Consider the following 13,461-nt stretch of genomic DNA (forward strand, 5'->3'; position numbering starts at 1 on the left):
GCCGGCCGGTCTACTGGTCGCCGAGCTTGCGGAAGTCCCAGGAGACGACCTTCTCGGGCCGCAGCCGCACCCAGGCGTGCCGTCCGTCGTGCGGCATCGCGTCCAGGCCGAAGTTCTTGCGGGCGAACAGCGTCTCCACGGCGTCGAGTTCGGCGCACAGCTCTCCGGTGCGCGGGGCCTCGCCCACGAACTCCACGGACCCGGACAGTTCGACGCCCCGCAGCGACTCGTACTCCTCGCCCGTGTCGATCACGATCGCGACCCGCGGATCGCGCCGCAGCTGCGTCCAGCGCTTGCTGCGGACGACGGAGTACAGCCAGAGCGCGCTGCCGTCCCACAGGTACCACAGGGCGCTCACGTGCGGCGCGCCGTCGGCGGACACGGTGGCCACCCGGCAGGTGCGCTGGGTGGTGAGGAACGAGTCCAGCTCGCCAGGCGTCATCATGATCTTCCGGCCCCGGCGCTGCGTGACGGTCATCCGGCCCCCTCTTCTCTTCTCCTGTACCGCTTTTTCCTGTACTGCTTTCTGACGTACCGTCAGAAAAGAATGCGACTTCTTCCTTCTCCGCGCAACGGCGGCCAGTGTCGCCGCTCGGTCCGCACCGACACCAGGGGGAACCGTGCCGTCGTCCGAAGAGCTGAGCGCCCTCCTCGACCCCGGCTCCACCGTCCTGATCACGGTGGAGTGCCAGCAGGGCGTCGTCGGACCGGACGCCGCCCTGCCCCAACTCGCCCACCAGGCAAGGGAGTCGGGCGCCTTGGCCAATGTGGCCCGGCTCGTCGCCGCCGCGCACACGGCCGGGATCCAGGTGATCCACGCCGTCGCCGAACGCCGTTCGGACGGCCGGGGTGCGAACCACAACGCGCGCCTCTTCCGCGCCGCCGGGCGCCTCCCCGTTCAGCAGCTCACCGGCACCCCCGCGGTCCGCGTGGCACCCCCGATCGAGGTCGCCGAGCGGGACCTCGTGGTACGGCGGCTGCACGGGTTGTCGCCCATCCAGGGCACCGACGTCGACGCGCTGCTGCGCAACCTCGGCTGCCGCACGCTCGTCGTCACCGGGGTCTCGGCCAACGTGGCGATCCCCAACACCGTCTTCGACGCCGTCAACCGCGGCTACACGGCCGTCGTCCCGTCGGACGCCATCGCGGGGGTGCCTGCCGACTACACCCCCGCGATGATCCGTCACACCCTCGCATTGGTCGCCACGGTCGCGACCACGGACGAGGTGCTGACGTGCCTTCGGCCGCCCGACGCGCCGGACGCGCCCGACGTCAGGCCAGCGTGATCGAGTCGCCGCTGACGGTGATCTTCACCTCGGGCAGCGCCTTCGTCGCCGGACCGCTCTTCACACTGCCGTCCTCGATCGAGAAGTTGCTGTTGTGGCAGGGGCAGTTGATGACCCCGTCCGCGATGCTCTTCACCCCGCAGCCCGCGTGCGTGCACACGGCCGAGTACGCCTTGTACGTGCCCGCCGTCGGCTGGACGACGACCACCTTCTCGGAGTCGAAGACCTTGCCGCCGCCCTCGGGGATGTCGGCGGTCGTCGTGAGCGCGGAACCGGCCGCGGCGTTGTCCCCACCGCCCGTGCCGGCGCTGCTCGCGGCCTCGGAGCTGCCCGTCGCACCCGTGTCGCCCGACGTGCCGCCGGACGACGCCGACGAACTGGAGTCGGCGTCGTCGGAGCCTCCGCACGCGGTCAGCGCGACGGCGAGCCCCGCGACTCCGGCGGCCGTCACGACGGTACGACGGGCGGGTCCCGACGAGGGTTTGATCGATGCGCTGGTCATGCTGAGGTTCCCTTCCAGGGGGGATGGGTGGATCTGTCGAGAGGTACGGGCCGTGGCCGCCGCTCGTTCAGCGGCCACGCCAAGTCCGGACAGTGTCGAGATATTGACCGCTTCGAGGTCGGGCCCGCGTAAGCCGGAGCTGTCACCAAGCTGTCGGCGGCGCCCCGCCCGACGCCAATGGCCTGGGGCGATGCCCGCGCCAGTAACCTGGGGCGATGCTCAAGGAAGTCACCGCCACCCGCTACATCACGCCCCTGCGGGAGGGCGGCTCGCTGCCGGGGCTCGTCGAGGCCGACGATCTCGGGACCTACGTCGTCAAGTTCACCGGCGCCGGACAGGGCCGCAAGACCCTCGTCGCCGAGGTCGTCTGCGGGGAACTCGCCCGCCGGCTGGGCTTCCGGATGCCCCGGCTGGTGACCGTCGCCCTCGACCCGGTCCTGGGACTCGGCGAACCCGAACAGCAGGTGCAGGACCTGCTGCGGGCCAGCGGCGGCACCAACCTCGGCATGGACTTCCTCTCCGGCGCCCTCGGCTTCGACCCGCTCGCCTTCCCGGTGAGCCCCGAGGAGGCCGGCCGGATCGTCTGGTTCGACGCGCTGGTCAACAACGTCGACCGCTCCTGGCGCAACCCCAACCTGCTCGTCCACCACGGCGACCTCTGGCTCATCGACCACGGCGCCACCATGATCTGGCACCACAACTGGCCCTCCGCACAGACCTCCGCGGCCCGTCCGTACGACGCCTCCGACCACGCCCTCGCGTCCTTCGCGCCCGACATCGCGGCGGCCGCCGCGGAACTGGCCCCGCGGGTCACCGCCGAACTGCTCGCCGAGGTCACCGCCGAGATCCCCGACGCCTGGCTCACGGACGAACCCGGCTTCGACACCCCGGACGACCTCAGACGGGCCTACGCGGGGCCCCTGCTCGCCCGGGCGGCCGTCATCGCCGGGCGCATCGACGGCATCGAGGAGGGCAAGTGAGCGAGCACCGCATCCACATGGCCGGCCATGTGGTCGAGCGTCACATCACCCGGGCGGGCCAGGGCGGCGACCGGGACGTCTTCGAGTACGCCGTGCTGCGCGTCGTACCGCGCGTCGAACGCGGCGAGTGCATCAACGCGGGCGTCCTGGTGTACTGCCGCGCCCAGAGCTACGTCGGCGCCCGCGTCCACCTCGACGAGGCGCGGCTGCTCGCCCTCGACCCGGCCGCGGACGTGGCCGGGGTGCGGGCCGCGCTGCGGGCCGTCGAGGGCGTCTGCGGCGGCGGCGCGGCGGCCGGACAGGCGGCGGGGGACGACGCCGGGCGGCGGTTCCGCTGGCTGGTCGCGCCCCGCTCCACGGTGGTCCAACCGGGGCCGGTGCACACCGGGCTCACCACCGATCCGGCGGCCGAGACCGAGCGGTTGCTGGACCTGCTGGTGAGGTAATGGATCACACCGGCGCCGTGTGGCGTTGACACCGGGTGCCAGGGCTTCTAGCGTCACGTGGCGAAGGTACTAAGCGGTCGCTCACCGCATCGCGGGTTCCCTGACAGGCTCCCTGACAGGTTCCCTCACAGGATCTCCCACAGGTTCTCTCACAGGTTCTCTCAAGGGCGAGGAGACACATCAATGTCCACCACTGAACAGCGGGTCGCGGTCGTCACCGGCGCGGCGCGGGGCATCGGAGCCGCCACCGCCGTACGGCTGGCCGCCGAGGGTCGCGCGGTCGCCGTGATCGACCTCGACGAGGCCGCCTGCAAGGACACCGTGGAGAAGATCACCGCGGCCGGCGGCCGGGCGATCGCGGTCGGCGCCGACGTCTCCGACGAGGCCCAGGTCGAGGCGGCGATCGCGCGCGTCGTCGAGGAGCTGGGCGCGCCGACCATCCTCGTCAACAACGCGGGCGTGCTCCGCGACAACCTGCTGTTCAAGATGAGCGTCTCCGACTGGGACACCGTGCTGGGCGTGCACCTGCGCGGCTCGTTCCTGATGAGCAAGGCCGTCCAGAAGCACATGGTCGACGCGGGCTTCGGCCGGATCGTCAACCTGTCGTCCTCCTCGGCGCTCGGCAACCGCGGCCAGGCCAACTACTCGGCCGCCAAGGCCGGTCTCCAGGGCTTCACCAAGACCCTCGCCATCGAGCTGGGCAAGTTCGGCATCACCGCCAACGCCGTCGCCCCCGGCTTCATCGCCACCGACATGACGGCCGCCACCGCCGCCCGCGTCGGCATGGGCTTCGACGAGTTCAAGGCCGCGGCCGCCACCCAGATCCCCGTGGCCCGCGTCGGCGAGCCCGAGGACATCGCCAACGCGATCGCCTTCTTCACGAACGAGGCCGCCGGCTTCGTCTCCGGCCAGGTGCTGTACGTCGCCGGCGGACCGCTCGACTAGGACTGGCCGGGACAGGCCCTACGACACTGGGATCACGAACATGACTGAACTGCCCGCACTCTCCGGCAAGGTCGCCCTCGTCACCGGCGCCAGCCGGGGCATCGGCTACGGCGTCGCCGAGGCGCTGGTCGCCCGCGGCGACCGGGTCTGCATCACCGGCCGCAACGAGGACGCCCTCAAGGAGGCCGTCGAGCAGCTCGGCGCCGACCGGGTCATCGGCGTCGCCGGCAAGGCGCACGACCTCGCGCACCAGGCGGTCGCCGTCGAGCGCACCATGGAGGCCTTCGGCCGCGTCGACTACCTGGTCAACAACGCCGGTACGAACCCGGTGTTCGGACCGATCGCCGACCTCGACCTGGACGTGGCCCGCAAGGTCTTCGAGACCAACGTGGTCTCCGCCCTCGGCTTCGCCCAGCGGACCTGGCACGCCTGGCAGAAGGACAACGGCGGCGCGATCGTCAACATCGCCTCCGTCGCCGGCCTGTCGGCCTCGCCGTTCATCGGCGCGTACGGCATCAGCAAGGCCGCGATGATCAACCTGACCCAGCAGTTGGCGCACGAGTTCGCCCCGAAGGTGCGGGTCAACGCGATCGCCCCCGCCGTGGTGAAGACCAAGTTCGCCGAGGCCCTGTACGAGGGCCGCGAGGCGGAGGCGGCCGCCTCCTACCCGCTGGGCCGGCTCGGTGTCCCCGCCGACATCGGCGGCACCGCCGCGTTCCTGACCTCCGAGCAGTCGGACTGGATCACTGGCCAGACGCTCGTGGTCGACGGCGGCATCTTCCTCAACGCCGGCGTCGGCTGAGCCCGGCCCCGTGTCTCACTCCTCGGGCGCCGCTTCCTTGACGGAAGCGGCGCCCGTGTCGGTGCAAATCGGTCGCACCGTGCGATGACAACGTCGTCACCCAGATCGTGATCAAGAACGCCCTCCGGGCACTGGCTCAGGGTGCCGGGCACTGCGGTATGGTCTGCCAACCCTTGGCATGGCTTATCGAGGAGCGTGCGCGTGTTCAACCGGAACCGATCCTTGCATCACATGGCGGCGATCGTGTCCATATCCCTGGTGAGCGGATGCGGTCTTCTCGGCGGCGAGGCTTCCGACGAGGCGGGACCGATCGTCGTGGGCACCACCAGTGCCCCCAGCACTCTGGACCCCGCCGCGGCCTGGGACGGCTCCTGGGAGCTGTTCCGCAACATCTACCAGACGCTGGTGTCGTACCCGAACGGCGCGACCACGCCTCAGCCGGACGCCGCCGAGAGCTGCAAGTTCACCGACACTTCCAGCCGGACCTACCGCTGCGAACTGCGCGAGGGCCTGAAGTTCTCCAACGGCGACGCCATCGATGCCAAGGCCGTCAAGTACTCGATCGACCGGATCAAGGCCATCAACGCGGAGACCGGCCCCGCCGGGCTGCTCGGCAGCCTGGACAGCATCGAGGTGTCCGGCGACCGTGAAGTGACGTTCAAGCTGAACAAGGCCGACGCCACCTTCCCGTTCGTCCTCGCCACCCCCGGCATGTCCATCGTCGACCCCGACGACTACCCCGCGAAGGCCCTGCGCGAGGACTCGGGCATCGTCGGCTCCGGACCGTACCGGCTGGAGTCGTACGAGGAGGGCAAGCAGGCCGTCCTCGTCCGCAACGACAACTACAAGGGCTTCGCCGACCGCAAGAACGACGCGGTGACCATCCGCTACTTCCAGGACTCCGGCGAGATGGTCAAGGCCCTGCGCGGCGGCGACATCGACATCACCTACCAGGGGCTCGCGGCCGACGACATCGTCGCCCTGGAGACCCAGGGCGGCGAGAACGAGGGCCTCCAGCTCGTCGAGGGCGCCGGCAGCAACATCAACTACCTGGTGTTCAACCCCAAGGACCCCTGGTCGGACAAGCTCGCGGTACGCCGGGCCGTCGCCCAGGTCGTCGACCGGGACGCGATCGCGCACAAGGTCTACAAGGACACCGTCGACCCGCTGTACTCCATGGTCCCGACGGGCCTGACCGGCCACACCACCGGCTTCTTCGACGACTTCGGCGACCCGGACCCGGAGAAGGCCCGCGCGATCCTCGTCGACGCCGGTATCACCGAGACCGTCCCGCTCACCCTCTGGTACACCACCGACCGCTACGGCTCCGACACCGCGCTGGAGTTCAAGGAGCTGAAGAGCCAGCTCGAGGCTTCCGGACTGTTCGAGGTCACCCTCAAGAGCCGCCCCTGGAACACCTACGTGGTCGGCTACCAGAAGGGCGAGTACCCGGTCTTCGGCCGTGGCTGGGCCCCCGACTTCCCGGACGCCGACAACTTCATCGCCCCCTTCGTGGGCGAGCAGAACGCGCTCGGCACGCCCTACCCGGCGAAGGAGATCACCCAGGTGCTGCTGCCCCGCTCCCGCGAGGAGAGCGACCGCGCCAACGTGGTGAAGGACTTCGAGGAGGCCCAGCAGATCCTCGTCGACGACGCCCGGCTGCTGCCGCTGTGGCAGGGCAAGCAGTACCTCGCGGCGAACGAGGACCTCTCCGGCGCGGAGCGGTCGCTCGACCCGTCGACGATCATGATGGTCTGGGAACTGTCCCGCAAGACCAGCTGGTAGCCGCTCGGTGCCCCGGTTGTCAGTGGTCGCCTGTAGGTTCTGTGGTCGGTAAGTGACCGCACGACGGAGGACGTTGACGTGACCGACATCGCCATGCTGCCCGAGACCTGGCGCGGGGTCCTGGGCGACGAGCTGGAGCAGCCCTACTTCAAGGAGCTGACCGAGTTCGTCGAGGAGGAGCGAGCGAAGGGTCCCGTCTACCCTCCGCGCGAAGAGGTGTTCGCCGCGCTGGAGGCGACGCCGTACGACCAGGTCAAGGTCCTCGTCCTCGGCCAGGACCCGTACCACGGCGAGGGCCAGGGGCACGGACTGTGCTTCTCCGTGCGCCCGGGGGTGAAGATCCCGCCGTCCCTGCGGAACATCTACAAGGAGATGCACGAGGAGCTGGGCACGCCCATTCCCGACAACGGCTATCTGATGCCGTGGGCGCGGCAGGGCGTGCTCCTGCTCAACGCGGTCCTCACGGTCCGCTCGGGCGAGGCGAACTCGCACAAGGGCAAGGGCTGGGAGAAGTTCACGGACGCGGTGATCCGCGCCGTGGCCGACCGGCCCGACCCCGCGGTCTTCGTCCTGTGGGGCAACTACGCGCAGAGGAAGCTCCCGCTGATCGACGAGACCCGGCACATCGTGGTGAAGGGCGCGCACCCCTCCCCGCTGTCGGCGAAGAAGTTCTTCGGCTCCCGCCCCTTCACCCAGATCAACGAGGCGGTGGCGCAGCAGGGCCACGACGCGATCGACTGGACGGTCCCGAACCTGGCCTGACCTCCTGCCGCCGGGCCGGTCGCTCCGCGCACCGGCCCGGTGCCGCCTGACCGGGATTGCCGGTGGCTGCCGCTAGCGTCCTTCCCGAGGACGCAGCGTCGTCCCGGACGGCAAGGAGGACGCGGTGGCGGAGCGACAGGGGCAGAGGGCGCCGGACGCCCTGCTGACGAGGATCGGGCAGGTCGTGATGCTGCACCACGGGGGCGACCGTGAGGAGGCCCGCCGCCGTCTCCTGGACCTGTGGGCGGAGGTCGGTGAGGACGGCGACCCGCTGCACCGCTGCACCCTCGCCCACTACCTCGCCGACACCCAGGACGACCCCTTCGACGAACTGGCGTGGGACCTGCGGGCGCTCACGGCGGCGGAGGAGCACGAGGAGTCACGCGCGGCCCGGGTGCTGTACCCCTCGCTGCATCTGAACCTGGCGGCGGACTACGTGAAGCTCGGCCGCGCGGGGGCCGCCCGCACCCATGTCCGCAGGGCGCGCAGGGCGGCGGTCTGGCTGGGGGACGACAGCTACGGGGACGGGGTGCGCGCGGCGATCAGCCGGATGGAGGTGCGGCTGGGGGAGGACGGCTTCGGCTCCGGCTTCGATTCCGGCTCCGGCTTCGATTCCGGCTCAGACTTCGATTCCGGTTTCGATTCCGGCGAGGACGACGGGTTGCCGCCGACGCGCGGCTGGCACTGACCCCGCGGCTTCTACTGACCCCGGTCGCCCGGAGTCTCGCCGAGCGGCTCGTAAGCCTGTCGTCCTGTCGGCCTGTCGGCCTGTCGGCCGATGGTCGCGCTACCGCCCGTACGCCTGTTCGCAGATCGTCGCCTCCGGGCTGTCGCCCTGCCAGCCGCCGTACTTCCTGCCCAGGGCACACACGTCGGAGTTGCGGCGGACCTCCTCCTCCACGTCCGGGATCTCGACGTACGGCGCGGTGTGCCGGCGCGGCTCCGGATGCGCGGGCCGGGGGTGCGGGTGGGACGGACGCGGGCGGGAGGGGGACGGCGGTGGCCGTTCGGCGGGGGCCGCCGCGGGGGCCTGCCGTCGCCGGGGCGCGGGAGCCGGCCGCTCCGGTTTCCGGGACGGCCCGACCATCTCCAGCGCCTCACGCGCGGGCGCCTGAACGACCTGTGTCTCCGTCCGCCCGTCCGGCCGGGGCACCGACGGCTGGACCGGCACGGCGGCGACCGGGGCGGGGACGGGCGGGCGCTGGACGGTCACGCACCCGGCGAGGAATGAGACGGCCACGGTGACCAGGAGCGTTGCGGAAGTCGTCGTCGTTCGCTGCACCCGCGCAACTCTGGTGGTTCCGGCCGCCGGAGCAACAGCGGACCAGCGGAGGTTGCCCCACACGGGTGATCTCGCGCCCCTTACGGTGGGGCCCCGCCGGTCGGGGCTGACGTCCGGCACCACCGGCCCGCCGGCCGCCCGGCGGCCTCCCGCCGGCCTCTCGTCCGCCTCCGGACCCGCTCTCAGTCCCCGGTCGCGCCGTCGACGCGCTCGCGGATCAGGTCGGCGTGCCCGTTGTGCCGGGCATACTCCTCGATCATGTGGGTGTAGATCCAGCGCAGGCTGAACGGCTCCCCGGTGAACCGGGACCGGCCGCGCGAGAGTTCGTCCAGCGCGAAGCCGGCCGCGTTGCGCCGGGCGGCCTCGATCTCGGCCTGCCAGGTGGCGTACGCCTCCTCCCAGGTGTCCTGTTCGGTGAGATGGAACTCGCCGTCGGGGTCCTCCTCGGTGGAGTAGACGGGGCCCGGGTCGTCGGCCACGAGCACCTTGCGGAACCAGCCGCGTTCCACCTCCGCCATGTGCCGCACCAGGCCCATCAGGGACAATTCCGAGGGCGGCACCGAGGCGTTACGGAGCTGGGCGTCGGTGAGGCCCTCGCACTTCAGGGCCAGGGTCTGCCGGTGGTAGTCCAGCCAGCCCTCCAGCATGGTGCGTTCGTCGGCGTTCTGGGCGGGTTCGCTGCGCTGCGTCGTCGTCATGCCCGCATCGTCGCCGCAGCCGTCGGCCGGATCCACGGGTTTTCCGGCGGCGGGCGGGGCGGCGGTCCCGCGCGGCTCGACGGGACCGCCGACCGAGGGACGGAGCGGCCGCCGTATGCTGCCGTGGAGGCACGTGGTACCAGGTGAGGGAGCGCACGTGAAGGTCGGCTGCATCGGACTCGGTGACATCGCGCAGAAGGCGTACCTGCCGGTGCTGGGCGCGCTGCCCGGGATCGAGCTGCACCTCCAGACGCGCACGCCCGCCACCCTCGACCGGGTCGCCGACTCCCTCCGGGTGCCCGCAGGGCAACGCCACCGGGACCTCGACGCGCTGCTCGCCGCCGGCCTCGACGCGGCCTTCGTGCACGCGCCCACCGGCGCCCACCCCGAGATCGTCGGCCGGCTGCTGGAGGCGGGCGTCCCGACGTACGTCGACAAGCCGCTGGCGTACGAACTGGCCGACTCCGAGCGGCTGGTGGCGCTCGCGGAGGACCGGCGGGTGTCCCTCGCGGTCGGCTTCAACCGGCGCTACGCACCCGGCTACGCGCAGTGCGCCGACCATCCGCGCGAGCTGATCCTGATGCAGAAGAACCGCGTCGGACTGCCCGAGGAACCGCGCGCGATGATCCTCGACGACTTCATCCACGTCGTCGACACCCTCCGCTTCCTCGCACCCGGCCCGGTCGACGACGTCACCGTGCGCGCCCGGGTCGAGGACGGGCTGCTGCACCACGTGGTCCTCCAGCTCTCCGGGGACGGCTTCACCGCGCTCGGCGTGATGAACCGGCTCAGCGGTTCCAACGAGGAGATCCTCGAGGTGTCCGGGCAGGACACCAAGCGCCAGGTCGTCAACCTCGCCGAGGTGATCGACCACAAGGGCCAGCCGACCGTGCGGCGGCGCGGCGACTGGGTGCCCGTGGCCCGCCAGCGCGGCATCGAACAGGCGGCGGGGGCCTTCCTGGACGCCGTACGCGCGGGCAAGGTGCTCAGCGCCCGGGACGCGCTGGCGACTCATGAGCTGTGCGAGCGGGTGGTACGTGCGGTGCGGGAGCGTTCCGGCGCAGCCTGACCGCCCGCGACCCCTCCGCGAGCCCCAGCGCGGCCAGCACCAGCAGCGCCAGATGGACCGGCCAGTCGCCGAACCGGACGTACGGAGTCGTGCCGTCGGCGAGCGGGACGTCGTACACGGACGTGGCGCTCGCGTCCGTGCCCAGCCAGGAGCCGACCCGGCGGCCGCTCGGGTCGTAGACCGCGGAGACGCCGGTGAGGGTGGCGTGGACGAACGGCCGCCCGGTCTCCGCGGCACGCAGCGCGGCCAGCGAGGCATGCTGCTCGGGCGCCCAGCTGTGCTGGAACGTGGACGTCGACGACTGGGCGACCAGGACGTCCGCGCCGTCGTCCGTCAGATGCCGGCTCATGTCCGGGAAGGCCGTCTCGAAACACACCATCGGCCCGATCCGCAGTCCCGGCCCCGTGTTCATCACGACCTGCTCGGTGCCGCGCCGCCGGTCCTCGCCCGCCGCCTTGCCGACGGAGGTCGCCCAGCCGAGCAGCGACCGGGCCGGTATGTACTCCCCGAAGGGCACCAGCCGCATCTTGTCGTACCGGGCGCCCGTCGGGCCGTCCGGCCCGACGAGGATCGAACTCTTGTAGATGCCGGGCCGGTCGGAGCGGCGGGCGTCGACATTGACGAGGATGTCGGCGCCGGTCGCGCGGGAGAGCGCCGCGAGCCGCCCGGCCAGGTCGGGCCGGTCCGCGAGGTCGTAGCCCACACTGCTCTCGCCCCAGACGATCAGGTCGACGTCCTGCCCGATCAGCCGGCGGGTCAGCTGCTCCTCGCGGTCGAACCGCCGGTCGGCCCCCTCGACCACCCCCGGCTGCACGACGGCGATCCTGACCCGCTCGTCGACATCGGGACGCGGTGCCCATACCCAGGCCGCCGAGGCGGTGGCGGCGGTGGCCACCAGCCCGGCGACGGCCGGTATCCGGGCCGCCGGGACCACGACGAGCACGGCGACCGCGACATTGACCGCCACCACCAGGAAGCTCAGCAGCCACACCCCGCCCACCGAGGCCAGCCGCAACGCCGGCTCCACCTGCCACTGGCTCGCCCCGAGCATGCCCCACGGCCCGCCGAGCCCCTCCCAGGAACGGACCAGCTCCACGGCCAGCCAGGCCGAGGGCAGGACGAGCAGCGCGGCGAGGACCCGCCCGCGCGCGGGCACACGGTCGGCCTCCGTCGCGAGGAACCGGCGCACCAGCCACGCCCACGGTGCCCACAGGGCACCCAGCAGCGCGGCGATGACCAGGGTGAACACATGCAGGTTCGGCAACAGCCAGTGGTGCATCGCCAGCATGAAGCCGAACCCGCCGCTCCAGCCGTCGTACGCCGCCCGCCGCGCCGTCGGCGCCGAGCGGACCAGCAGGATCCACGGGACGAGCGCGACGTAGGCCCACCACCACAGCGCCGGCGCCGGGAAGGCGAGCACGGGCAGCGCGCCCGCCAGGGCCGCGACGGCCGAACGCCGCCAGGGAGACGCGAACCAGTGGCCGAACGTCTTCACACGGCACCTCCCTGCCCCACCCGTCGCCTCCAGTGTGCGCGCCCCGGACGATCTACGACAGGGTGCCTTTCGGCTCAGCCGGGCATCCGGCGCCACTTCTCCTCGACGATCACCTCGCTCAGCCGCCAGCCGTCGGACGTCCGCAGCAGACCGAAGGAGTAGCGGCCGCCGCAGACGAGGTCCGGCGCGGTGGCCGGGGCACTGTCGGAGCCGTCGGGGCTGTCGGCCCGGCCGTCGGTGTGTGCGGCCAGCCGCATCGGATTGACGTAGTCGGCCCGCACCCGTGCCGTGTCGCCGGTGTCCTGCTCCAGGGTCCCGAAGCGGACCCGGCGGTTGACGATGAGGTGCTGGCACATCGAGAACAGCCGCATGCTCTCCGCGAGCCATGCGGCGACGCTCGCCGCGTCTCCCTCGATCCCTCCGGCCGAGCGGTAGTCCGCCCGTCCGTGCGGTGCGAACAGATTTCGGTACGTCGTCCAGTCGCCGTCGTCGACCGCCACCGCGTAGTCGGTGATCAGCCCGTCGACGGCCAGGCGGTCCATCACGGTGGCGAGCTCCACACGCTGCGTCATGGGCCGAGTGTTGGGCATGGCGGCTGCCGAGCCAAGGGCCGTGCGGGGTTATTCGGTGGCCCGGTGGGGTGATCGGAGTCGAATCTGGTGCGGTGAACGAACAATCAGACGAACGCCGGCCCGACCGCGTGACCGGACAGGTGGCCGAGAGCGAGCCGAAGTTCCGTATCCGCGCCCTGCACACCGAGTCCACGATCACCGTCTACCAGGCCTACCGCCCGGGAATCGGCCTCCCGGCGGCCCGCGACGGCCGGTTTCCGCCGGAGTGGAGCCGCACGCGCATGACGTGGATCAAGCCCAGCTTCCTGTGGATGATGTACCGCTGCGGATGGGGCGCCAAGGAAGGGCAGGAGACCGTTCTCGCTGTCGAGATCGCCCGAGACGGCTTCGAGTGGGCGCTGGGCCACGCCTGTCTGTCGAGCTACGCTCGCGGGGTCCACCCAGACCGCCGCACCTGGCAGCGTCAGTTGAAGCGCGCGCCCGCCCGTGTGCAGTGGGACCCGGAGCGGGACCTGTCCCTGCGGCCCATGCCGTACCGGTCCCTGCAACTCGGCCTCTCCGGTGAGGCCGCACGACGCTACGCGGACGAGTGGACGGTCGCCATCCGCGACGTGACCCCACTCGCCCACGAGATCCGAGCCCTCGTCAGCAGGGGGGACCTGGACTCCGCCGCCCGACTGCTGCCCCAGGAACGCCCCTACCCCGTGGGAGACGAGCTTCTTGCCCACCTGCGCGGATGACGGGCCGCTCCACCCGACAGCCGGCTCCGGCCCATGGGGCACATGGCGGCAGCAACCGGCTTGCCGGGACCGGGGGTGTCGTGCCCGATCGGCGGGG

General features: G+C 71.6%; 16 protein-coding genes. 10 read left to right on the forward strand and 6 right to left on the reverse strand.

Translation table 11 applies throughout. The annotated features are described in order from the left end of the window. Positions 1–10 precede the first annotated feature (10 nt). Positions 11–478, reverse strand: a complete 468-nt coding sequence (locus ACZ6D7_RS22225; protein ID WP_469493179.1) for a pyridoxamine 5'-phosphate oxidase family protein — start codon at positions 476–478, stop codon at positions 11–13. Between the two features lie 142 nt (positions 479–620). Here ACZ6D7_RS22225 and ACZ6D7_RS22230 point away from each other — a divergent pair, with 142 nt between their 5' ends. Continuing rightward, a complete protein-coding gene (locus tag ACZ6D7_RS22230; RefSeq protein WP_469493180.1) occupies positions 621–1,286 on the forward strand; it encodes a cysteine hydrolase family protein in 666 nt (221 codons plus the stop codon). On the opposite strand, the gene ACZ6D7_RS22235 is transcribed toward ACZ6D7_RS22230, so the two are convergent. Further along, positions 1,273–1,788: a Rieske (2Fe-2S) protein gene (locus ACZ6D7_RS22235; RefSeq protein ID WP_469493183.1), complete on the reverse strand. Its 516-nt coding sequence runs from the start codon at positions 1,786–1,788 to the stop codon at positions 1,273–1,275. The two genes, ACZ6D7_RS22230 and ACZ6D7_RS22235, sit on opposite strands and share 14 nt — an antisense overlap. A 215-nt stretch (positions 1,789–2,003) precedes the next feature. Here ACZ6D7_RS22235 and ACZ6D7_RS22240 point away from each other — a divergent pair, with 215 nt between their 5' ends. The 7 genes from ACZ6D7_RS22240 to ACZ6D7_RS22270 all read left to right on the forward strand — a co-directional run bounded on the left by ACZ6D7_RS22240 (position 2,004) and on the right by ACZ6D7_RS22270 (position 8,196). Then, complete coding sequence (locus ACZ6D7_RS22240) at positions 2,004–2,768, forward strand: HipA family kinase (protein WP_469493188.1); 765 nt, start codon at positions 2,004–2,006, stop codon at positions 2,766–2,768. Next, positions 2,765–3,214: a DUF3037 domain-containing protein gene (locus tag ACZ6D7_RS22245; protein WP_469493191.1), complete on the forward strand. Its 450-nt coding sequence runs from the start codon at positions 2,765–2,767 to the stop codon at positions 3,212–3,214. The genes ACZ6D7_RS22240 and ACZ6D7_RS22245 overlap by 4 nt, the downstream gene beginning before the upstream one ends. A gap of 183 nt (positions 3,215–3,397) precedes the next feature. After that, positions 3,398–4,159 (forward strand): 3-oxoacyl-ACP reductase FabG, encoded by a 762-nt coding sequence (gene fabG, locus ACZ6D7_RS22250; protein WP_469493196.1) that lies wholly within the window; start codon positions 3,398–3,400, stop codon positions 4,157–4,159. Between the two features lie 40 nt (positions 4,160–4,199). Then, positions 4,200–4,961, forward strand: coding sequence for an SDR family oxidoreductase (locus ACZ6D7_RS22255; RefSeq protein ID WP_469493198.1), 762 nt, complete (start codon positions 4,200–4,202; stop codon positions 4,959–4,961). 231 nt (positions 4,962–5,192) lie between these two features. Then, positions 5,193–6,746 carry an ABC transporter substrate-binding protein gene (locus ACZ6D7_RS22260; protein ID WP_469493201.1) on the forward strand — a complete coding sequence of 518 codons (1,554 nt, stop codon included), beginning with the start codon at positions 5,193–5,195 and terminating at the stop codon, positions 6,744–6,746. A gap of 78 nt (positions 6,747–6,824) precedes the next feature. Beyond that, on the forward strand, positions 6,825–7,508 hold the full coding sequence (gene ung, locus ACZ6D7_RS22265) for a uracil-DNA glycosylase (RefSeq protein ID WP_469493204.1): 684 nt from the start codon (positions 6,825–6,827) through the stop codon (positions 7,506–7,508). A 124-nt stretch (positions 7,509–7,632) separates the two neighbouring features. After that, positions 7,633–8,196, forward strand: a complete 564-nt coding sequence (locus tag ACZ6D7_RS22270) for a hypothetical protein (protein ID WP_469493206.1) — start codon at positions 7,633–7,635, stop codon at positions 8,194–8,196. Positions 8,197–8,295: 99 nt separating this feature from the next. Here the strand turns inward: ACZ6D7_RS22270 and ACZ6D7_RS22275 are convergent, their stop codons facing one another. Beyond that, the gene (locus tag ACZ6D7_RS22275; protein ID WP_469493209.1) at positions 8,296–8,748 is read right to left on the reverse strand and encodes a hypothetical protein; all 453 of its coding nucleotides are present in this window, start codon (positions 8,746–8,748) and stop codon (positions 8,296–8,298) included. 224 nt (positions 8,749–8,972) lie between these two features. Then, complete coding sequence (locus tag ACZ6D7_RS22280) at positions 8,973–9,488, reverse strand: DinB family protein (protein WP_469493212.1); 516 nt, start codon at positions 9,486–9,488, stop codon at positions 8,973–8,975. Between the two features lie 157 nt (positions 9,489–9,645). Here ACZ6D7_RS22280 and ACZ6D7_RS22285 point away from each other — a divergent pair, with 157 nt between their 5' ends. Then, positions 9,646–10,557, forward strand: a complete 912-nt coding sequence (locus ACZ6D7_RS22285) for a Gfo/Idh/MocA family protein (protein ID WP_469493215.1) — start codon at positions 9,646–9,648, stop codon at positions 10,555–10,557. Here the strand turns inward: ACZ6D7_RS22285 and lnt are convergent. Both lnt and ACZ6D7_RS22295 read right to left on the reverse strand, forming a co-directional pair. Beyond that, complete coding sequence (lnt, locus tag ACZ6D7_RS22290) at positions 10,475–12,052, reverse strand: apolipoprotein N-acyltransferase (protein WP_469493219.1); 1,578 nt, start codon at positions 12,050–12,052, stop codon at positions 10,475–10,477. The two genes, ACZ6D7_RS22285 and lnt, sit on opposite strands and share 83 nt — an antisense overlap. 74 nt (positions 12,053–12,126) lie before the next feature. Continuing rightward, a complete protein-coding gene (locus tag ACZ6D7_RS22295) occupies positions 12,127–12,624 on the reverse strand; it encodes a nuclear transport factor 2 family protein (protein WP_469493222.1) in 498 nt (165 codons plus the stop codon). 128 nt (positions 12,625–12,752) lie between these two features. Between ACZ6D7_RS22295 and ACZ6D7_RS22300 the strand changes: the two genes are divergently transcribed. Further along, positions 12,753–13,364 carry a DUF4291 domain-containing protein gene (locus ACZ6D7_RS22300; RefSeq protein WP_469494101.1) on the forward strand — a complete coding sequence of 204 codons (612 nt, stop codon included), beginning with the start codon at positions 12,753–12,755 and terminating at the stop codon, positions 13,362–13,364. Positions 13,365–13,461 lie beyond the last annotated feature (97 nt).

Source organism: Streptomyces sp. NPDC041784 (genome assembly GCF_055591025.1).